This is a genomic window from Sinorhizobium chiapasense (assembly GCF_045277575.1).
Classification (GTDB): Bacteria; Pseudomonadota; Alphaproteobacteria; order Rhizobiales; family Rhizobiaceae; genus Ensifer; species Ensifer chiapasense_A.
Genome location: NZ_CP144205.1, coordinates 491,587 through 511,994 on the forward strand (window position 1 = coordinate 491,587; position 20,408 = coordinate 511,994).

Genomic DNA, 20,408 nt, shown 5'->3' on the forward strand with positions numbered 1-20,408 from the left:
TATTCATTCACCGGCTCCCGATAACGCCACGCGGTCCCGCCGCCCTTCTTCCAATAGCCAGTCGCGGACCCGTTTCGCCTGGGCGTTGAGCTCGCGCGACCGTGGCCAGACGACATAGAAGGCGAGGCCGGTCTTGAGCACGTGTCCGGCGACCGGCATCAGCGCGCCGGAGCGGATCTGCGGGTTGATCAGGTGTTCCCAGCCGAGCGCCACGCCTTCGCCGGCGAGCACTGCCTGAATGACCAGGACATAGTCGTTGATTGTCAGGCGGCGTGCCTGCTTGGGATAGGTGAGGCCGGCGCTCGCGAACCATTCGGTCCAGTCGCAGGCGCGCCGCACCGGCTCCTCGAGATGAATGAGGTTATGCCGCTGCAGGTCGGCTGCGGTCTTCGGCAGCCCGTGCTCTTCGATATAGGCGGGCGTTGCGACAGCGTTGACCACCTCTTCGGCAAGCTGGGCGACATGATAGCGCGGCCAGTGACTGGGGTCGCCGCCGCGGATACCGAGCGGGATCGGCTCTTCCTCGAGATCGAGATCGCGCACGCTGGTCTGGATCCTGAGGTCGATCTCCGGCAGGTCCTCGCGCAGGCGGTTGAGGCGCGGCAGCATCCACATCGAGGCAAAGGCGGTAGATGCCGCAAGCGTCACGTTGGTTTCGCGGCCCTTGGCGCGGATGTCCTCGGCCGATTTCTGGATGCGCGACAGGCCGACGGACACATCGGCGTGAAACTTCTCGCCGGCTTCGGTCAGTTCTACGGCCCGATGCACGCGATGGAAGAGCGGCACGCCCAACTGCTCCTCGAGGCCGCGAATGGCATAGGACACCGCGGCCTGGGTCATGCCGAGTTCGTTTGCGGCACGGGTGAAGTTCTGATGGCGGCCGGCCGCCTCGAAAACGATGAGGCTGGCGGCGGAAGGTAGCAGGCGGCGCAGGTTTTCCATAAATCATGCTTATCGCATGGCTCGAATTTTTCCAGCGTTACAATGGAATTTTTCGCCAATAGCATCATCTCAAGTGATGGGAGGATGCAAAATGGATACGGCACCGGCAGCAGGCGAGGCGGCACCAAGACGGACGCGGGGATCAAGGCCGCAACGACGCGAAGGCGCAGGCCAGAGCCTCGGCGTTCCCTATATCGTCCGGAACATTCCGACCTACGATATCCTTGGTGAAGAGAGTCTCGTCAGGATCGAGGCGATCGCCGATCGTATCCTCGCCGAGGTCGGCATCGAGTTCCGCGACGATCCCGAAGCACTCGTCCATTGGAAGCGGGCTGGTGCGACTGTTGACGGCGTGCGGGTCACCTTCGAGCCGGGCATGCTCAAGGAGATCGTCGCCTCCGCACCGAGGCAGTTCACCCAGCATGCCCGCAATCCCGCCCGCAACGTCGAGATCGGCGGCAACAACGTCGTCTTCTCGCCGGCCTATGGGTCGCCTTTCGTCATGGATCTCGACAAGGGCCGGCGCTATGGCACGATCGAGGACTTCCGCAACCTGATCAAGCTGGCGCAGTCGAGCCCCTGGCTGCACCATTCCGGCGGCACGATCTGCGAGCCGGTCGACGTGCCCGTCAACAAGCGCCATCTCGACATGGTCTACAGCCACATCAAATATTCCGACCGCGCCTTCATGGGTTCGATCACCGCGGAAGAGCGGGCCGGGGATTCGATCGAAATGGCGCGCATTCTCTTCGGCCGTGATTTCGTCGACCGGAACTGCGTCATCCTCGGCAACGTCAACGTCAACTCGCCGCTGGTCTGGGACGGGACGATGACGAAGTCGCTGCGGGCCTATGCGCGGGCAAACCAGGCTGCGGTCATCGTGCCCTTCATTCTCGGCGGCGCCATGGGACCGGTCACCAATGCCGGCGCCATTGCCCAGTCCTATGCCGAGACGCTCGCCGGCTGCGCGCTGACCCAGCTCGAACGCAAGGGCGCGCCGGTCATCTTCGGCAATTTCCTGTCGTCGATGTCGCTGCGCTCGGGGTCACCGACTTTCGGCACGCCGGAGCCGGCGATCGGCAGCATGGTCGTTGGTCAACTCGCACGCCGGCTCGGCCTGCCGCTGCGCTGCGCCGGCAACTTCTCCAATTCGAAGCTGCCCGATGCCCAGGCGATGCAGGAAGGCGCGATGTCGATGCTGTCGGCGGTGCATTGCGGCGCGAACTTCATCCTGCATTCGGCTGGCTTCGTCGATGGCTTGCTGGCGATGTCCTACGAGAAGTTCGTCATGGACACGGACTTCTGCGGCGCACTGCATTCCTATCTCGCCGGCGTGGTCGTCGACGATAACACGCTGGCGATGGACGCTTTCCTGCAGGTCGGTCCCGGCAGCCACTTCCTCGGCTGCGACCACACCATGCGCAACTACCAGACCGCCTTCTGGGATTCGGCCCTCTCCGACAACGAGCCGTTCGAGAAATGGGTCGAGCAAGGCGAGACCGATATGGCCACGCGCGCCAACCGCGCCTGGAAGAAGACGCTCGCCGAATACCAAGCGCCGCCGCTGGATGTGGCGCTCGACGAGGCGCTGATCGATTATGTGACGCGCCGCAAGGAGAGCATGGCCGATGCCTGGTATTGATGAATCCGGCATGTTCTGACACCCTTCAACGAGCAGGAATCGTCGAAGACCCGCTGTTTTCTCGGGAAGAACCGCCGTCGAAAGGAGCGAAGCCCAAGTCGTGGCCGAGCACGGCACGGTGCCGATGGATCGCGACCTGAAGCCGCTCTTGCGCAATCTGGGCGCGGTTGACTGCAAGGCATTGCTTCGCGGCGAGCACCGGATCCCGCTGCGAAATCCGCGAGCCGGCTTCGACGTGTTCCGGATCGGCGACGCCGTTTCCAGTCGCAACATTCACGCGGGCATCTATGACGCCCTTCGCTATGGGGTGCTCGTCTGACTGCAGAAAGAGCGGCGGCGCTAACCGCCGCCCCCTATTATAGGCGCATCGAACAGCCTGATACTCTTTACTGCTGCGGCTGAGCCGGTGTCGTGCCCGTCGAAGAGGTCGTCGAGGTGTCAACCGGCTGGTTGGCGTTCTGCTCGGCGATCTTCTGCGCCTTGCTCTTGAACTCCGGGGCCGCCTTCAACGTATCTGCGGTTTCCGTTGTCGTCAGCTTCAGGGCGTCCGTATTCGGCTGTTCCGCAATCGCAATGCGATCGAAGGGAACCGCTACGTCCTTCTCACCGAGGCCCAGGAAGCCGCCGACACCGATGACGGCTGCCTCAACGCCACCATCCTTCTTGATGATCAGGTCGTTGATCTCGCCGATGCTTTCGTCAGCGGCGTTGTAAACGCTCTGACCGATATAGGTGCTGGCTGCGATCTGGTCGCTCGCCTGCTCTGTCAGGTAGGTGGTATCGGACTTCGCGACGTCGGCAGGTTTTTCACCTGCTGCCGGAGGCGTCGTCGTCTGAGCCTCGTTAGCCGGAGCTTCCGTGGTCGGTGCCGGCTGTTTAGGCTTCATGGTCTGCGTCTGGTCGGGCTGAGGCTGTGTCGTATCCTGGGTGTAAGCTACCGGGGCGACAGCAAGACCCGCGAAGAGCGCGCCAGCCGCGACGGTTGTTACGAGTTTCTTAGTCATGTCAAACTGCCTTTCCTTGACGTTTCCGATCAAGGCACGGGCCTGGCCGCTGCCGCCAGTTCCACCGCACCGGTGATACGACGTCAACGCTTAAGCGCCCAAACGGTTCCGGAAGACAGTCCAAGTCCCAATGGGTAAGGCCAAAATTGCGATCAATCTTCCACATCCCTTGAAATTTGACGGGAGAAAACCGGATATTTTTGCAGGAAGGGTGATCTTATACTCAGCAAATATGTATTTTAGAAGTTCATAATGATCTTCTATTCGTTCATTGATTCTTGATTGTTCTTGCGGATACTTCGGGAAAGACAGGATAGGGAGCGTGGCTGCTTCGTCCTGGGATCCTGGACGACACTCACCATGTTACTGCCGCGGCGCTTTCTTTCGGTCTCCATTCTGATCGTTGCCCTTCAGGAGCTGTTTGTCCTGCAGGCTTCGCAGCTCGTGCGGCTCTGGGGCCCGACGGAATACAAGGAATTCTTCATTGCCCTTGGTCTTGCGATTTACGGCTTTCAGACCTGGGCGCGTCTTCGTTCGCCGGTGACGGCATCTTCTGCAGGGCGCTTCTTCAACTCCCGACCGGTTGCCGGATAAAAATACCCCGCCGGTCCGGCGGGGTACCTGAACGATTGTTCTTTTGACACATTGCGATCAGTGGCTTTCGCGCAGGACCTCGCTGCCGCTGCCGCCGACGAGGAAGTCGAGATCCGCACCCTTGTCGGCCTGCAGCACCGTGTCCTGGTAAAGCTTGTAGTAGCCGCGCGTCCATTTCTGCGGCGGCGCCTGCCAGACGGCCATGCGCGTCGCAAACTCCTCGTCGCTGATCATCAGGTTGAGCTCGCCCTTCATCGCGTCGAGGCGAATGCGGTCGCCGGTCTTGACGATGGCGAGCGGGCCGCCGGCGTTCGATTCCGGGCTGACGTGCAGGACGACGGTGCCGAAGGCGGTACCGGACATCCGGGCGTCCGAAACGCGCACCATGTCGCGCACACCCTTTTCCACCAGTCGCCGCGGGATTGGCATGTTGCCGACCTCGGCCATGCCCGGGTAGCCTTTCGGTCCGCAGCCCTTGAGCACGAGGATTGTGTCCTCGGTCACCGGCAGATCCGGATCGTCGATCTTTGCCTTCAGGTCCTCAATGGTCTCGAAGACATAGGCCGGGCCCTCGTGTACGAGCAGATGCTCGCTCGCAGCCGACGGCTTGATGACGGCGCCGTTCGGCGCGAGGTTACCCTTGAGCACGCGGATGCCGGCGGCAGCCCTGAGCGGATTGTCGAGCGGGCGGATGACGTCGTCGTTGTAGACCTCGGCATCTTCCCAATACTTGCTGATCGGCACGCCGAAGACCGTCGGCGCATCGGCATGCAGCAGATGCTGGATGCGGTTCATGACCGCCGGCAGGCCACCGGCATAGGCGAGATCCTCGATCAGATACTTGCCCGACGGCATGCAATTAACGATGCACGGCACCTGGCTTCCGACACGGTCGAAGTCCTCGAGACAGAGATCGACGCCGGCACGGCCGGCAATCGCCAGCATGTGAACGACGGCATTGGTCGATCCGCCGACAGCGGCGTTGGCGATGATGCCGTTCTCGAAATTCTTCTTGGTCAGCACCTTCGACAGGCGCAAATCCTCATGCACCATCTCGACGATGCGTTTTCCCGTCATGTGCGACAGCGCCATCCGGCGGGCGTCGACGGCGGGCAGGGCCGCATTGGTCGGCAACGACAGGCCCATCGCCTCTACGACCGAGGCCATGGTGGTGGCCGTGCCCATGGTCATGCAGACGCCCGGCGAGCGCGACATGCCGCTTTCGGCCGCCATGAATTCCTGCATGCTCATTTCACCGGCGCGCACGGCTTCGGAGAATTTCCAGACATCGGTGCCGGAGCCGATGTCCTTGCCCTTCCACTTGCCGTTCAGCATCGGGCCGGAGGAGACGACGATCGTCGGCAGGTCGACCGAGGCAGCCCCCATCAACTGGCCGGGCGTGGTCTTGTCGCAGCCGCCGAGCAGCACTACGCCGTCGATGCCGTAGGCGCGGATCGCTTCTTCGACGTCCATGGCGAGCAGGTTGCGGAAGAGCATCGCCGTCGGCCGCATCTGCGTCTCGCCGAGCGAGGACACCGGGAACTCGACCGGAAAACCGCCGGCCTCCCAGACGCCGCGTTTCACACCTTCTGCCAGAATCCGCAGGTGGCTGTTGCAGGGCGTCAGTTCCGACCAGGTATTGCAGATGCCGATGATCGGCCGACCGTCGAAAACATGGTCCGGAAATCCCTGGTTCTTCATCCAGGAACGATGGATGAAGCCATCCTTGTGGGTGCCGCCGTACCAGTGGCGGCTGCGCAGTTCTTTCTTCTTGTCGCTCATGCGAGCTCCTCCTCACCATGCGATGAAACGCGTGGCTGAATTGTATGACTTTTTATTGGCGCTTCGCCAAGAGGTTCCGTTCAGAACCGGAAGGACGGTTCAAACCGGCCGTTGACGCTAATGCCGAGATCGAAGGTCTTGCCGGCATGGGGGTCGGTGGCGCGCGTGGCGCCGTCCATGTCCTGCCAGGCGGACGTCACCAGCATGCGGTCGGCCTTCGGCCCGATGAAGGCCGTGCAGCTCGGCTGCGCCGTCGGCACTGCATAACGCGCGATCCGCGCACCGTCGGGCCGGTAGACGTCGACCGTGCCGCTGCCCCAGCGGGCGTTCCATATCAGGCCGTCGGCATCGCATACGGAGCCGTCAATGCCACCGGCTTCGCCACTGCTGTCGACAAGCAGGCTGGGTTCCCCCTTCGGTAGTCCGGTCTCCGCGTCGATATCGACGCGCATCAGGTGGTTGACGTCGGTGTCGACGAAATAGGCGACGGTTCCGTCTGGCGAAAAGCAGATGCTGTTCGGAATGGTGATCCGGTCGTAGAGCTTCGTCACCGTCGTACCGGCCACGTGATAGATCGCGCCGGCGCCCTTCTCGGCGCTGCGGCCCATGGTGCCGATCCACAGCGAACCGGAGGCATGGACGCGGCCGTCGTTCGAGCGATTGCCGGGCTTGTCTTCGAGCGCGGTCACGAGGCTGAAGGCACCCGTCTGCGTGTCCCTGAGGAACAGCCCCTGGTCGGAGGCGATCAGTTGCCGCGACGGATCGATGACGGCGAGCACGCTGCCGAGGAATGGCAGGTTGTGCACGGCCTTGCGGCCGGTCTCAAGATGCAGTTCGTGCAGTTCCTGGCCCTTGATGTTGAACCACCAGGCGGTACCGGTGGCCGGGTCGTAGGTCGGGCCTTCGCCAAGGATCGAGGTCGCCTCGCAAAGGATGCTGCCGGAAAAAGGAATGGTATCGCTCATTAGCGTGCTCCGTAGACGGCGTCATAGGCCTTGATCGTTGCGACGGCGCGCTCGCGGACTTCGTTGGCGCTCATGCCCGGCTTGTAAAGGCTGGAGCCGAGGCCGAAGCTGCGGATGCCGGCCTTGGCGTAATCGCCGAAATTCGCGTCGGAAACGCCGCCGACGGCGGCAATCTCGAGGTCGGGCGGCAGGATCGCGCGGATCGCGGTGATGCCCGATGGCCCGAGCACGCTTGCCGGGAAGAACTTGAGGCCGGTCGCGCCGGCTGCCGCGGCCGAAAGCGCTTCGGTCGGGGTGAGCACGCCGGGCATGGTCACCATGCCCTTTTGTCCCGCAAGGGAAATGACCGCAGGCTCGACGTTCGGGCTCACCATCAGCCGCCCGCCGACATCGGCAAGCTGCTCCACCTGCGCCGTCGTCAGCACCGTGCCGGCGCCGATCAGGCAATTCTGCGGCGCCATTTTCACCGCGGTTTCGATCGAGCGGAACGGATCGGGGGAGTTCAGCGGGATCTCGATGGCGGTGAAGCCGGTTTCGATCAGCGCGCCGACGACGCCTTCGGTCTCCTCGGGCTTGAGGCCACGCAAGATTGCGATCAGCGGATATTTCATCGGCGGAAAGGGAATGCGGTTCATGAGCTTGTCTTTCGTTCAGAGGGGCCAGATCGCCTGGGCGGCGGTCGAGAGGCCGGCGCGGACCGCCGTGTCGGCATCGACGACCCTGAGCGGGCGGTCGAGGCTTTCGAGCGCGGCTTGATAAAGTGTACCGAGTGAACCGGAGGCGACGAGGCAGATGCCGTCGATCGTCTCGGCTGAGGCCAGCGCGCCGGCGATCTCGAGGCCGATCAAGGTGCCCGACAGCAACGCCTTGGCGTCGGTCGCACTGGTGCCGTGCAGCAATTGCCCGGCACGCGCGCCGAAGATCAGGCTGGTCGCAAGCGTCGGATTGGTACTGGCCTCCGCGACTGCCGCCGCAAAAGCGGGATGGTCGCCGGAAAAGGCATGCGCGTCCGCGATCGAGTGGCTGAGGATCGAATGTTTCGAGATCACGTCGAACAATTCGCCGGTCATGAAGGTGGAAAAGCCGCTGACTGCGCCGTCTTCGAGGCGAACCCATTTGCTGTGCGTTCCCGGCATGCAGACGAGGTGCCGGCCGCGGCCGAGTTCGCTGGCGGCGCCGAGCAATTGCGTTTCCTCGCCGCGCATGACGTCCGGGTGTCGCCTGTCGCGTTGCGCGAGACCCGGCAGGATGCGGATGTCCCGATCGAGATCCGGTACCGCCACCGCATGGGCGGCGATGTCGGTAAGGGCCGCCGGGGTATCGAGATAGCCGGCCTCGACCCAGCCCTGTTTGGCGCCGGCCATGCCGCAGATGATCGCGGGCAGATGACCCGGCGCGTCGACGGACGCCAGGTGCCTTTCCAGGATCGCATGGAAGCCGCTCTTGCTGGCGGTCGTCATGCCTTCGCCGCTGCGGCGTTCGGCAAGCACCGAGCCATCCTCGCCGATGATCCACAGCCGGAAACTCGTGGTTCCCCAGTCGACTGCGGCATAATAGGCTGCCGTCATCAAAGTGCGCCTCCATCGATGATCATTGTTTGTGCGGTCATGCCCGCGGAGCAGTCCGACGCGAGGTAAAGGCAGGGCCCGACGAGATCGTCGGCGGTCAGGCTGCGTTTCAGGCACTGCCTTTCCTGCATCTTGGCGATTGCCACGTCGCTGAGCCACAGCCGCTTCTGTCGCTCGGTGACGATCATGCCGGGCAGGATTGCGTTGACGCGGATATTGTCCGGCCCGAGCCTGCCGGCGAGCGATTTGGTGAGGCCGACGATGCCGGCTTTCGCCGTCGCATAGGCTGGAATTTCGCCCATGTTGAGCAGAAAGGCGATCGACGAGAAATTGATGATCGAGCCGCCGCCGGCTTGCCGCATGTGCGGCGCGACCGCCTGGCTCATGAAGAAGAGGTGCCGGAGATTGACCGCCTGGCTTTCGTCCCAGCTCTCTTCGGTCACGGCTTCCAATGCCTGGCGATCATCGCGCGCCGCATTGTTGACGAGCACATGGATTGCACCGAGCGATTCTGCAGCCGCTTCCGCCGTGTGACGCACCGCTTCGATATCGCGCAGGTCACCGGGAATGAAATGCGGCTTGTAGCCGGTTTGGTCGTCGAGACGTTCGCAGAGATCGGCGCCTGCCCGCTCGTCGATATCGACGAAGGCGACCCGCGCGCCCTGGCGCACGAAGCCCTCGACCAGGGCGGCGCCGATACCCGAGCCGCCACCGGTTACCAGCACGCAGCGGTCACGCAAGTCGTGAAACTGTACATTGGGCGCCGGCATGTCCCGCATTCCCCCGTGAAGGCCGCTTAAGATTTCAGCTGGTTCCATTATTCGGAACTTGATTTTAGTATGTGGAATTATCGTGCCGAAGCGTCTATCTTGTCAAGATCAGGCGCGCGACGGCGACAGCCAGTTGAGACAAGCGGATGACGATGACAAACGAGATGATGGCAGCGCCTGAGGCGCGCGGGGAGGCCGGCACGGGCACGCTCGGTAAGGCGATCGCGGTGCTGGAAGCCGTGGTCACTGCAGAGGGCCCGCAGCGCTTTACCGATATTCTTGCCCGGTCCGGCCAGCCGCGTGGCACGTTGCATCGGCTGCTCAGCCACCTCGTCGAAGAAGGGCTGCTGGTTCAGCGCCGCGATCTGTCCTACGAGCCCGGCCTTCGGCTGCTGACGCTTGCCTATCGTTCCTGGTCTGCCAACCGCTTTCGCGACGTCGCCGAACCGCATCTGCAGCGTCTGCACGAATTGACCGGCGAGACCGTACATCTCGGCATCCTGCGCGAAACGGAGATCGTCTATGTCGACAAGGTCGAGAGCCGGCAGACGGTGCGCATGAACTCGCAGATCGGCAAGGCCTCACCGGCCTATTGTACCGGCATCGGCAAGGCGGCGTTGTCCTTGCTGAAACAGCCGGAGCTTGAGCATGTGCTGGCGAGGACCGAGTTTCACCCGTTCACCTCGCATACGCATCGTTCGGCGGCGACACTGCTCGCGGAAGTCGAGGAAATCCGGCGCGACGGCCATGCCTTCGATCGCGAAGAGCATGAGGCGGAGATCCGTTGCGTGGCTGCCCCGATCGCTATTCCCGGTAGCGAGCTTGCCGCCGGAATTTCGGTGACGGGGCCGGCCTACCGGGTCAGCATGGAGCAACTGGTGGCCTGGGCAACCCCGGTGCGCGAGGCGGCTCGGGCGATCGCCGAGGAGGCGGCAATCCGGCTCGGACCCGGGCGTGGTGGACCTTGAATTCACTTTACGGTAAATTAGAAACATCGACTGGACGCGGCGCGTCAAGCTCGATAACTTTAATATATCAGACTCGGGTTCGTGGATGGTCTTAGTCTGGTTTGGTTTTGGTATTTGTAGAATTTTTGACGTGATCTTCAAGCGGCGTCAGCGGCCGGCCCCTTTTGGCGCCGGATGTGGAGAAGGGCGGAAGATGATCGATTTCAGCGCGAATTTGTCGTCGTTGACGCTTCCTGATGGGCGGAGCATCAGGGGGCCGATATGTTGTGAAGAAGACTTTCGGCGAGTGATCGCCCAGGTCGCGGATGCCTATGGTTTCCGCGGCTTTCTGGTGCTTGCCGTCCCCGACACGGGCTCCAGCAGCCTGTCGGCCAACGCACTTATGACCAATTATCCGACTGCGTTTCTGCAAGGCTATGACAGCGCCGGCCTGATCAATGGCAGTCCGGTGATCCAGCGCCTGCGCCGCAGCACCATTCCCTTCACCTATGACGCGCATCAACTGGCGCGTCGCCGCTCCGACGGCAAGGGAGATGCGGCCATTTGCGTTTTCGAGCAGGCGAACATGCCGCGCGGCCTCTATCTGCCGGTGCATGACGCGAACGGGCATCGCGCGGCCATCGCCTTCGGCGGCGATCGCCCCGTCGTCTCCAACGACGAGTTGCAGGAGCTCAACCTGTGGGCGGGCGTGCTCTACAGCAAGTACATGGAGGTTCGTGAGCGCGGTCGGCGCGGGGCGGGCAGCCTATCGCGCCGCGAGGTGGAATGCCTGCGTTGGGCGGCTGCCGGCAAGACCACCAGCGAGATGGCGAAAATCCTGGCGCTGTCCGAGTATACGGTCAACCACTACCTCAACCGCGCGACGCGCAAGCTGGACTCGGTCAACCGCGTCCAGACCGTCGCGAAGGCCGTGCGCGCCGGTCTCATCAATTGACGATCGGTGCCGGCCGCACCTGAAGCGGACGGCCCCTCTGCGCTTCGCGAAGGAAATACACAGACTTTTCGGCCGGGGAGGCAGGGATTCTCGATCATCTGTTGGCATTGGCAGGCCGCTCGGTCTATTTGATAATTGATGAATGCCATGGAACGCGCGAATGCAGGATACGATGACGGCCGGGATGACTGACGCAGATCTGCCCCGGGGCGGCGATTTCGCGTCCGAGATCGCAACGCTTGAGACCCAGTTCGATATCATCCGCTATATGCGGCGGATTACGCAGGTCTTCGGCTTCAAGACCTTTCTGATCTGCTCGATCCCCTCGATCGACGTGGAGCGTCTGGCCGCGAGCACCGTCATCTCCAACATGCCGGCGGAACTGCTGAACAAATATGACAGCCTGTCGATGCTGCGCTTCAGCACCGGCGTGCGTCGCCTGCGCGAGACGACGACTCCGTTCCAGGTGACGCTCGAAGCCTGGGAAGGCGAGGGCGGAAAACCGGAAACCGCGTCCGAATACATCACGATGCTGCGCGAGAACGGCATCTTCCAGGCAAGCTATTTCCCAGTTCATGACGCCGAGGGCGGCCGCGGCGCGGTCATCTTGATGGGACCGCTGGTCGATTTGCCGATGACCGTGACCATGGAACTGCAGATGATTGCGATCCATGTCTACAATCGCCTGGCCGAGATCGGCTCTGTGTGGAAGAGCAGTGGCGCGACACTGTCGGAGCGCGAGATCCAGTGCCTGAGTTGGACGGCCGCCGGAAAGACCAGCGCTGAGATCGCCGGAATCCTTGGGCTCTCCGAACACACGGTCAATCACTATCTCAATCATGTGACGAAGAAGCTCGATGCCGTGAACCGCACGCAGGCGGTCGTGAAGGCGATGAAGAAGGGCTATATCAGCTAACCCTCACGGTGCCGAAGGCCGCTGCCTTTTCTCGGGCGGCTCGCTGTCCTGCGTCCACGAAGGGGATCGAGCATCGTAGGCGCCGGAGTTCTGCAGCCTGTCGCGTAGAAGTGCGCAGCCGATTTGCGATAACGGCACGAAAAAAATCAAAAGCTTGAAGCGCAGGGAGCGAATCGGAAAGAGCGTGATGCGCCGTAACCTTTCTGCGATCGCCGGCCGACATGCTTCATCCTTGGACGATCGGCAGACGGTTGCTCAGATTCTGGGCAGATGCCCTGGCTGCGTCTTTCGTCGGAAATTCGCTCATCTATTTGAAATTTATAGCTGTTTTCGTCTGTTGTGAATCTGGCACGCATCCTGCTTTATTATTGGCGTGTCCAGAGGGGACTAAAAAGAAGACAGCGCCCACGAAGGTCGCGACCGAAAGGGCCACTGCCCGCCTCAAGGTGATCCCGGATGTACGGACACCGGGGCGGGTGGTGGCCCTTCCTTTTTCCGTTATGTCGCATTGGCGAAGCGCCCGGCCTCGACTATCTAAGGGATAACAAAAGAATGAGAGGGCGCGATGCCGGAAGTCACGAAAGAAGTGGTCCTTGAGAAGCTGCGCACGGTGCGTGGCCCGGACATGGAAGGCAACATCGTCGATCTCGGGCTCGTGTCTGATGTCTTCATCTCCGATGGCAAGGCCTATTTCTCGATCACCGTGCCGGCCGACCGCGCCAAGGAATTGGAGCCGATGCGGGCCGCAGCCGAGCGTGTCGTGCGCGACATCCCCGGGATCACGGCGGCAATGGTGGCGTTGACCGCCGACCGCAAGGCGGCGCCCGCCGGTGCACCGGTGCAACGTCCGCAGCCCTCGGCAGCGCCTCATGCCGGCCATTCCCATGCGCCGCGTCCCGCCGGTGGCCCGCCTGCCAAGGCCGGCATCCCGGGTGTCGGCGCCATCATCGCGGTTGCTTCCGGCAAGGGCGGCGTCGGCAAGTCGACCACCTCGGTCAATCTGGCGCTGGCGCTGAAGGCGAACGGCCTCAAGGTCGGTCTGCTCGACGCCGACATCTACGGCCCCTCGATGCCGCGACTCCTGAAGATTTCCGGAAGGCCGCAACAGATCGAAGGACGCCTCATCCGCCCGATGGAGAACTATGGCCTCAAGGTCATGTCGATGGGCTTCCTCGTCGACGAGGAAGTGGCGATGATCTGGCGCGGGCCGATGATACAGTCGGCCCTTCTGCAGATGCTGCGCGAAGTCGCCTGGGGCGATCTCGATGTGCTGGTCGTCGACATGCCGCCCGGCACGGGTGACGCCCAGCTGACGATGGCGCAGCAGGTGCCGCTCGCCGGCGCCGTCATCGTCTCGACGCCGCAGGACCTGGCGCTGGTCGATGCCCGCAAGGGCCTAACCATGTTCCGCAAGGTGGAGGTTCCGGTTCTCGGCATCGTCGAGAACATGAGCTATTTCATCGCGCCCGACACCGGCAAACGCTACGATATCTTCGGCCATGGCGGTGCCCGCAAGGAAGCCGAGCGCATCGGCGTCCCGTTCCTCGGCGAAGTACCGCTGACCATGGGAATTCGCGAAACATCGGATGCCGGAACACCGCTCGTCGCGTCCGACCCGACCGGCGAAGTCGCTCGCGTCTACCGCGATATCGCGACCAAGGTCTGGGACCAGATATCCGCCACGCAGCAGGACAAGAGCCGCGCAGCGCCGACCATCGTCTTCGAGTGACGGATTACGAGGAGGTCGGCTGGCCTTTCCGCGCCGCGGCACTCTCGGGCCCGGCGCCAATTCAAGGTGCTACCGCGACTTTGCATGTCAGCCATGACGCCACGCCGGGCGCCGAATCGTTTTGCCCTTGATTCGATTTTGATTTAAGCAAACATGCGGTAGGGTGGAGCCGACATGGCGGCACACGCCCGTGTGCCGGATTGCAAGGGGGCATTGATTTTGCGTTTGCGTTGCGCCATATGCCTTGCCGCACTTGCGAAGGTGCCCAACTTGACGCCCTCTCGCCGCAGATTTTGGCCTCGCGCGATGACTGAGTTGAAGACTTTGTCCTGACTGGCGGAACGCTCCATCCGATGGATCTCTATTGTGGGTATTTTGTGGCGCACGACCTTTCGCCTTCGCGGATCGGCACACTGCATGAATCCTCGAATCGGAATGGATTTAAGGATGAAATTATGCAGCCGCCCACTGTGCTACGGCCACGTTTGAGCATGTTGGCAGACGGGCAGCGCTGTCAGGTTCGCATGACGAGGATGGTTGCATGATCACCGGCTATTGCGCCGATGGGACTGCCGTCGTTCTGACGTCGGCCGAACCACCCGAGAAATTGCGTCCCGATATCATCTGGCTGGATCTGTTCGAGCCCAGCAAGGCAGAAGACCTGATGATGGAGAAGCTGCTCGGCATTTCCATTCCGACGCGCGACGATTTGAAGGATATCGAACCTTCGAGCCGCCTCTATGTCGAAGACAATGCCGTGTTCATGACGGCGTCGCTGGTGTTCCGTTCGGATACGGACGTGCCTGGCCTGACGGATGTCGGCTTTATCCTGTCCGGTGGCCGGCTTGTGACCATCCGCTACGCCGAGCCCCGGTCCTTCACCTTGTTCAAGACGTCGATGCATCGCTTCCCGGGCGGTTACCGCGACGGTGCGGTCGTCTTGACCCGGCTTCTGGAAACGATCGCCGACCGGACCGCCGAGATTCTCGAGCAAGCGGTCACAAAGATCGACGATCTGTCGATCGACGTCTTCAGCGACAAGGCGGCAGGCAAGCGCCGGCCGCCGCAGTATCTCGAAGCGCGCTTGCGTGATGTCGCCGGCCATCATCGCCTTGTCGCCAAGACTCGCGACAGCCTTGCCTCGCTCTCGCGCTTGCTGACCTTCGTCTACACCGTTCCGGTCGTTCAGGAAGACAAGGACACGCGCGAACTCTGCCGTTCGATATCACGCGATATCCAGTCGCTTTCCGAACACGCAAGTTTCATTTCCGGCAATATCACCTTCCTGCTCGACGCGTCGCTGGGCCTGATCAACGTCGAGCAGAACGCCATCATCAAGATTTTCTCGATCGCGTCGGTCGTCCTCCTGCCGCCGACCCTTGTCGCCTCGGTCTACGGCATGAACTTCCGTGTCATGCCCGAACTGGAGTGGCAGCTCGGCTATCCCTGGGCGCTTGCAGCGATGGTAATATCGGCTGTGATCCCCTTCTTCTTTTTCCGCTGGAAAGGCTGGCTTTGATGGCCAGTAGGTTTGCATGACCCAACCGCATGCCCCCTCCCACGAGCCGAAGGATCTGCGCCGGTTGCTGATCCTCGGGCTTGGCTCGATCGGTGTCGTCTATGGCGATATCGGCACCAGCCCGCTCTATGCCTTTCGCGAAGCGCTGCGCCCGGTTTCCCACGACGGCGTGACCGACGTGGAGATCATCGGCCTGATCTCGCTGATGATCTGGACGCTGACGATCATCGTCACGATCAAATACGTGCTGTTCCTGCTGCGCGCCGACAACCAGGGCGAGGGCGGCACGCTGTCGCTGCTCGCCCTTCTGATGAAGTCTGCCAACGGCCACGCGTCGATCCTCTTCTTCATGGGGATTGCCGGTGCAGCGCTCTTCATCGGCGATGCGATGATCACGCCGGCCCTGTCGGTTCTTTCGGCCGTCGAAGGTCTGAAGCTGGTGACGCCGGCACTATCGGAATACGTGGTTCCGATCGCGGTGGTCATCCTGCTGCTGCTCTTCGCGGTGCAGTCCAAAGGGACCGCGGCGGTCTCCAACTTCTTCGGGCCGATTACCCTCGTCTGGTTCCTGGTCATGGGGGCTGTCGGACTGCTCCACATCGCCGATGACATGTCGATCTTCAAGGCGTTCAATCCCTACTATGCCGTGAGCTTCATGCTCGCCGAGGGCTATGTCGGCATCATCGTGCTCGGCGCCGTCTTCCTGACGGTGACAGGAGCCGAGGCGCTCTACGCCGACCTCGGGCATTTCGGTCGCCGCCCGATCCAGTGGGCGTGGTTCGTCATCGTCTTCCCCGCGCTGACGCTCAACTACCTTGGCCAGGGCGCCTTCGTACTCAAGAACCCCGAAGGCATGTCCGACCCGTTCTTCCTGATGTTCCCGAAATGGGCGCTGCTGCCGGCGGTGATCCTTGCGACCGCCGCCACCATCATCGCCAGTCAGGCGGTGATAACCGGCGCCTTTTCGCTGACGCGTCAGGCGATCCACCTCGGCTTCCTGCCGCGCATGGCGATCTTCCACACGTCGGAGACGCATACCGGCCAGATTTATTTGCCGAACGTCAACACGCTGCTGATGTTCGGCGTCATGGCGCTCGTCTTTGTCTTCGGTTCGTCGGAATCGCTTGCCACCGCCTACGGCATCTCAGTCACCGGCGCGATGGTGGTGACGACGGTGCTTTCCTTCGAGTTCCTGCGCACGCGCTGGAACTGGTCGGCGGTCTGGGCGGCTGCCGTGCTGCTGCCGCTGTTTGCGCTGGAGTTCATCTTCCTCGGCGCCAACATGCTGAAGGTCCACGATGGCGGCTACGTGCCGATCACGATCGCGGCCACCTTCATCATCATCATGTGGACCTGGCGGCGCGGTACCGAGATCCTGCACGCCAAGACGCGCCACATCGATATTCCATTGGCGAGCTTCATCAAATCGATCGAGCGCAAGAGCGAGCATGCGCCGGTGGCCGTCCCCGGCACGGCCGTGTTCCTGACGAGCGATCCGGAATCGACCCCGGCCGCGCTGCTCCACAACATCAAGCACAATCATGTGCTGCACAATCAGAACTTCATTCTGACGATCCGCACCGCCAACACGCCGAAAGTGCCGAAATCCGAGCGGGTGAGCATGCAGCCGCTTTCGGATCGCTTCACGCTGCTCGAGATGCGCTTCGGCTTCATGGAAACGCAGAACGTCTCGCAGGCGCTTGGTCTTTTCCGCAAATCGGGGCTGAAGTTCGACATCATGTCGACCTCCTTCTATCTCGGTCGCCGCAAGCTCGTGCCCGATGCCGAATCCGGCATGCCGCATTGGCAGGACCGGCTGTTCATCGCGCTTGCCAACGCGGCGATCGACCCGTCCGATTATTTCCGCCTGCCGACCAACCGCGTCGTCGAACTCGGTTCACACGTCATCATCTGATCCTTTGCCCCTGACCTGGCGTGCCGGGCAGGGGGGTAGGGCGTACACAGCGAGACGAAGCGGAGCCGTTCCCGGCCGGGGCGGCTCCGCTCGCTGTCTGAGCCCATGTCCTTCGGCGAGGCCGCATTAACCAAACATCAAGCATGATGTGCGTTATGTACGCAACCTATTTTCACACCCTTTGCACTGAAAAAACGCAAGTGTTGCAAATGCTTAGCGTGCTTTTGGATATTTCAGGTGTTTTGAATATAACGCTCGCCCTTTGATCCAACTGGCAATAACTCTGAGTTGTAGACAACAACTTACAGGAGTTATCCAGATGCAAGCAAACGACCAAAACACCCCGTTTCGTGTATGGGGCGTGTTCGCTGGTGAGCGTTTTGATCGCGAGTTTCCAAGTGTTGCAGCATGGCGTGCATGGCGTCGTCTTAATGAAACTCGATACGACATCGAAGTTTATGGCATGAAGTCGGTGAACTGATATGGAACTGCTTACTCCCGAACTGCGCAAACAGTTGGTTCTCAACAATACGGGCACCAATCGCGGATTTGATCACTTCCCTGTGGTCAAGTTCTTCCTGCCGGGTACAGGCGCGACGTGGCTGTTCACGGAACTCGAAGACGATGATCGTCTATTCGGCCTGTGTGACCTGGGATTGGGTGAACCTGAACTCGGCTACGCAAGTCTTGAAGAGATTCAAAGCGTTCGTAGTCGCTTGGGATTAGCCGTGGAACGCGATCTGCACTGGACTGCAACTGCGCCCCTGTCCGTTTACAACGCTGCTGCAAGAGCGGCTGGACGCATCGTAGACACGCTCTAATCCGATTGCTCATGGTAAAGCCCCGGTTCGTCCGGGGCTTTCTGTATCAATGGTGTTCGATGTCTTTGAGGCTGCTAACTTCGCCGTGTAGCGTATCGATCCGCTCCGCCATCGCCTTGATAGCACCTGCTTGAGCATTGAGACGGCCTAATACGTCCGACATAACCATTATCAGCACAGCAACGAGCGTTACGAGTATCAGCAGCGCCGTCTCAGGCGCAATCACTCCAAACATTTCAATATCCCCAATCGGTGATCCAGTACAGGAACGCACCAATTGCGTGTCCGATTGGTTCCGCTAATGGTCGCACAAAGATCATTGCGACGGCTACAGCAGCGATTATTTCAAGTATCGACATTGCAATACCTCCTTTTGCACTATGCAACGCTAACGTGTAGTGCCGTGCGCTGCTAAGGGCAATTTGCTTGTGCTCACGTTGCTTAACGCTATTGACGGAAAAGCCCGCTTGGCAATGAGCGAACCAAGCGGGCCTGTGAACCAACCACTGGAGGGAGTAACGTCCAATGGATGCGGGTGAGAGCGGCTAGTTGGAGGAAGGATTGCTCTCACATTTCTATTTACTTGTCTGACGCGGTTTCGAGCAGTTCTGCTATCCACTGCTTGCGCGTTAGCGTTCGTGCGTCTGTCTTCACATCGGACACGTCGAAGCGATCAAATGCCTTTGTGAGGGTTCCGTCTGCTTCACGAACGATACCAAACTGGTGTTTCGAGTCTTTACGAATTTCCTTTTCGGCAATTCCCAAGTTGTCGAGTGACCACGGCAAAGCCTCATCAAGACGATACAGGCGGCTAACACCTCGCGGCTTTATGACAATTACAGCGCGTTCATCGGAGACTGTGAAGAATTCAACCCAATCGTCTTGTGACAGTTCCCACGGCTCTGCGAGACGGTTGCGGCGGTAGTTCCGGTATTCGAGGAACTTCTTTTTGATCTTGTCGGTGATTTCTTTTTCCATAGTCGGATTGTGCAGCCGCCGATGTCAGTCCGTCGATAAAGAAAAGCCCGGAGGACCAAATTGTCCTCCGGGCTGAGCAGTCAGACACGCTCCGTTGTGTCCATCTCTATTTACGCCGCTGACTGATCTCGCTCGTACTTGGGATCGAGCGGTCGGTAAGGGTAAAGCGTGTTGTCGTCATCGTGGCCTTCGCCGTAGGGAAGGAGACCCCAGCCTCTGCCTTTCGGTTTGACTTCGTACTCTTCCTGTAGCGCAGAGGACCACCAGAACGCCTTCCACTTGTCTCCGTGGCCGTCATGCTTCTCGCGCTCGAAGATACAGACGTGCTTGCCCTCTCTCACCAGAAAGGCCGCATAGTTCATCGCAGCCTGAACATGCTCGAAATATCGCTTGGGTCCGTTCTGAACGTCGGTTCGGTTCGTAAATGTGACCTCGAAATAATGGCTGGTGGGAGCGTAATTGATTTCGCCAGAATACATGCCTGCAACCTTCTTCCGTTACTGCGCAGGTTTTACTACTACAAGTGGCTCTCGCTCAAGAGTTTCCTAATCGCCACGATTGGGATTATCGAAGACCGGCTTGCGTCGTGGCTTCAACATCGGCTCCTCTCGCACCCGATTGTGTATGACCTCATCGAGGTAATCGGCGGGGATCGTCACTGGATGCTCGTAGTGCGGAAGATGCAACGTCACTAGGCCGTTGTCCCATACCTTTGCGACGTTCGCCCGGATGACGACGGTATCGCCTTTGTGGATCTGATCTACTCGTTTAGCCATCACTGATATTTGGCGCGCTTGCGCTCAAAGGAAAGCCCTACGAGGCTCATAGAGCGCCAGGACTGTTTTGCGCACGCTGCAACACGGAAACCGAGTATCGCAGCCAGTGACGCTCTCTGGCTGTTTCTGACGCGTTCTGGTGACGTTGATAGGTAATCGGGCTTGCGCTGCTGCTTTTCGGGTAAGCGCGCTTTTGTGCTTGCGTCATACAAGCCCACAGACGCTCATACAGCGCAGTCAGGCCAAAACGCACATTACTGCGCGGAAACGCTCCATCGCAGCGGAAGACGCTCTATGACGTGTTTCCGTGCGTTCTGTTTGCCTTGCTTGCTGCGTTCGTCGTCGCGCCCTTCTTTCTCGATCCCCCAATGGCCCAACCACGATTCCCCAAGAACCCAAAACGGGAAATCAAGGAGTACGACTCCACCCGTCGGCAGACCCAAGGAATCAGGAGCGGAGCGACCAAGCCTGTCGGAGACCTCTGAACCCAATGGCTATGCCATCTATCCCGATTTGGGAGTTCCCAAACGGGAAGGAGCGAAAGCGACCGCGACAATTCGAGTGAGCGGGTCTTGAGTGCCAACG

General features: G+C 60.9%; 22 protein-coding genes. 11 read left to right on the forward strand and 11 right to left on the reverse strand.

Annotated features, from left to right (window positions below):
* Nucleotides 1–3: 3 nt before the first annotated feature.
* Nucleotides 4–942, reverse strand: a complete 939-nt coding sequence (locus QM996_RS02295) for a LysR family transcriptional regulator (RefSeq protein WP_500269116.1) — start codon at nt 940–942, stop codon at nt 4–6.
* Nucleotides 943–1,033: 91 nt separating this feature from the next.
* Here QM996_RS02295 and QM996_RS02300 point away from each other — a divergent pair, with 91 nt between their 5' ends.
* Both QM996_RS02300 and QM996_RS02305 read left to right on the forward strand, forming a co-directional pair.
* Nucleotides 1,034–2,584 (forward strand): trimethylamine methyltransferase family protein, encoded by a 1,551-nt coding sequence (locus tag QM996_RS02300; protein ID WP_500269117.1) that lies wholly within the window; start codon nt 1,034–1,036, stop codon nt 2,582–2,584.
* A gap of 100 nt (nt 2,585–2,684) precedes the next feature.
* A complete protein-coding gene (locus QM996_RS02305; RefSeq protein ID WP_500269118.1) occupies nt 2,685–2,903 on the forward strand; it encodes a hypothetical protein in 219 nt (72 codons plus the stop codon).
* A 67-nt stretch (nt 2,904–2,970) separates the two neighbouring features.
* Here the strand turns inward: QM996_RS02305 and QM996_RS02310 are convergent, their stop codons facing one another.
* On the reverse strand, nt 2,971–3,588 hold the full coding sequence (locus tag QM996_RS02310) for a PRC-barrel domain-containing protein (RefSeq protein WP_500269119.1): 618 nt from the start codon (nt 3,586–3,588) through the stop codon (nt 2,971–2,973).
* A 360-nt stretch (nt 3,589–3,948) separates the two neighbouring features.
* On the opposite strand from QM996_RS02310, the gene QM996_RS02315 reads away from it, so the two are divergent.
* Nucleotides 3,949–4,182, forward strand: a complete 234-nt coding sequence (locus QM996_RS02315) for a hypothetical protein (RefSeq protein ID WP_500269120.1) — start codon at nt 3,949–3,951, stop codon at nt 4,180–4,182.
* A gap of 57 nt (nt 4,183–4,239) precedes the next feature.
* On the opposite strand, the gene QM996_RS02320 is transcribed toward QM996_RS02315, so the two are convergent.
* The 5 genes from QM996_RS02320 to QM996_RS02340 form a co-directional block, all read right to left on the reverse strand.
* Nucleotides 4,240–5,964 carry an IlvD/Edd family dehydratase gene (locus tag QM996_RS02320; protein WP_500269121.1) on the reverse strand — a complete coding sequence of 575 codons (1,725 nt, stop codon included), beginning with the start codon at nt 5,962–5,964 and terminating at the stop codon, nt 4,240–4,242.
* Between the two features lie 80 nt (nt 5,965–6,044).
* A complete protein-coding gene (locus tag QM996_RS02325) occupies nt 6,045–6,929 on the reverse strand; it encodes an SMP-30/gluconolactonase/LRE family protein (protein WP_500269122.1) in 885 nt (294 codons plus the stop codon).
* Complete coding sequence (locus QM996_RS02330; protein WP_500269123.1) at nt 6,929–7,564, reverse strand: 2-dehydro-3-deoxy-6-phosphogalactonate aldolase; 636 nt, start codon at nt 7,562–7,564, stop codon at nt 6,929–6,931. Before QM996_RS02330 ends, QM996_RS02325 begins: the two co-directional genes overlap by 1 nt.
* Nucleotides 7,565–7,579: 15 nt before the next feature.
* A complete protein-coding gene (locus QM996_RS02335; RefSeq protein WP_500269124.1) occupies nt 7,580–8,500 on the reverse strand; it encodes a 2-dehydro-3-deoxygalactonokinase in 921 nt (306 codons plus the stop codon).
* Entirely contained in the window at nt 8,497–9,267 is a 771-nt protein-coding gene (locus QM996_RS02340) for an SDR family NAD(P)-dependent oxidoreductase (RefSeq protein ID WP_500269125.1), read from the reverse strand. Before QM996_RS02340 ends, QM996_RS02335 begins: the two co-directional genes overlap by 4 nt.
* Nucleotides 9,268–9,419: 152 nt before the next feature.
* Here QM996_RS02340 and QM996_RS02345 point away from each other — a divergent pair, with 152 nt between their 5' ends.
* The 8 genes from QM996_RS02345 to QM996_RS02380 all read left to right on the forward strand — a co-directional run bounded on the left by QM996_RS02345 (nt 9,420) and on the right by QM996_RS02380 (nt 18,069).
* The gene (locus tag QM996_RS02345) at nt 9,420–10,235 is read left to right on the forward strand and encodes an IclR family transcriptional regulator (protein ID WP_500270375.1); all 816 of its coding nucleotides are present in this window, start codon (nt 9,420–9,422) and stop codon (nt 10,233–10,235) included.
* A gap of 193 nt (nt 10,236–10,428) precedes the next feature.
* Nucleotides 10,429–11,169 carry a LuxR family transcriptional regulator gene (locus QM996_RS02350; RefSeq protein ID WP_429812177.1) on the forward strand — a complete coding sequence of 247 codons (741 nt, stop codon included), beginning with the start codon at nt 10,429–10,431 and terminating at the stop codon, nt 11,167–11,169.
* Between the two features lie 142 nt (nt 11,170–11,311).
* Nucleotides 11,312–12,085: a LuxR family transcriptional regulator gene (locus QM996_RS02355; protein WP_500269126.1), complete on the forward strand. Its 774-nt coding sequence runs from the start codon at nt 11,312–11,314 to the stop codon at nt 12,083–12,085.
* Nucleotides 12,086–12,650: 565 nt separating this feature from the next.
* The gene (locus QM996_RS02360; protein WP_500269127.1) at nt 12,651–13,814 is read left to right on the forward strand and encodes an Mrp/NBP35 family ATP-binding protein; all 1,164 of its coding nucleotides are present in this window, start codon (nt 12,651–12,653) and stop codon (nt 13,812–13,814) included.
* A gap of 541 nt (nt 13,815–14,355) precedes the next feature.
* The gene (locus tag QM996_RS02365; RefSeq protein ID WP_500269128.1) at nt 14,356–15,333 is read left to right on the forward strand and encodes a magnesium transporter CorA family protein; all 978 of its coding nucleotides are present in this window, start codon (nt 14,356–14,358) and stop codon (nt 15,331–15,333) included.
* Between the two features lie 16 nt (nt 15,334–15,349).
* Nucleotides 15,350–17,248 carry a potassium transporter Kup gene (locus tag QM996_RS02370; protein ID WP_500269129.1) on the forward strand — a complete coding sequence of 633 codons (1,899 nt, stop codon included), beginning with the start codon at nt 15,350–15,352 and terminating at the stop codon, nt 17,246–17,248.
* Between the two features lie 319 nt (nt 17,249–17,567).
* Nucleotides 17,568–17,729 carry a hypothetical protein gene (locus QM996_RS02375; RefSeq protein WP_500269130.1) on the forward strand — a complete coding sequence of 54 codons (162 nt, stop codon included), beginning with the start codon at nt 17,568–17,570 and terminating at the stop codon, nt 17,727–17,729.
* A 1-nt stretch (nt 17,730) separates the two neighbouring features.
* Nucleotides 17,731–18,069, forward strand: coding sequence for a DUF2958 domain-containing protein (locus QM996_RS02380; protein WP_500269131.1), 339 nt, complete (start codon nt 17,731–17,733; stop codon nt 18,067–18,069).
* Between the two features lie 46 nt (nt 18,070–18,115).
* Here the strand turns inward: QM996_RS02380 and QM996_RS02385 are convergent, their stop codons facing one another.
* From QM996_RS02385 to QM996_RS02400, 4 genes are all read right to left on the reverse strand, one after another.
* Nucleotides 18,116–18,304: a hypothetical protein gene (locus tag QM996_RS02385; RefSeq protein ID WP_500269132.1), complete on the reverse strand. Its 189-nt coding sequence runs from the start codon at nt 18,302–18,304 to the stop codon at nt 18,116–18,118.
* Nucleotides 18,305–18,648: 344 nt separating this feature from the next.
* A complete protein-coding gene (locus QM996_RS02390) occupies nt 18,649–19,047 on the reverse strand; it encodes a hypothetical protein (RefSeq protein ID WP_500269133.1) in 399 nt (132 codons plus the stop codon).
* Between the two features lie 110 nt (nt 19,048–19,157).
* Nucleotides 19,158–19,526: a hypothetical protein gene (locus QM996_RS02395; protein ID WP_500269134.1), complete on the reverse strand. Its 369-nt coding sequence runs from the start codon at nt 19,524–19,526 to the stop codon at nt 19,158–19,160.
* 66 nt (nt 19,527–19,592) lie between these two features.
* Entirely contained in the window at nt 19,593–19,823 is a 231-nt protein-coding gene (locus QM996_RS02400; protein WP_500269135.1) for a hypothetical protein, read from the reverse strand.
* Between the last annotated feature and the right edge of the window lie 585 nt (nt 19,824–20,408).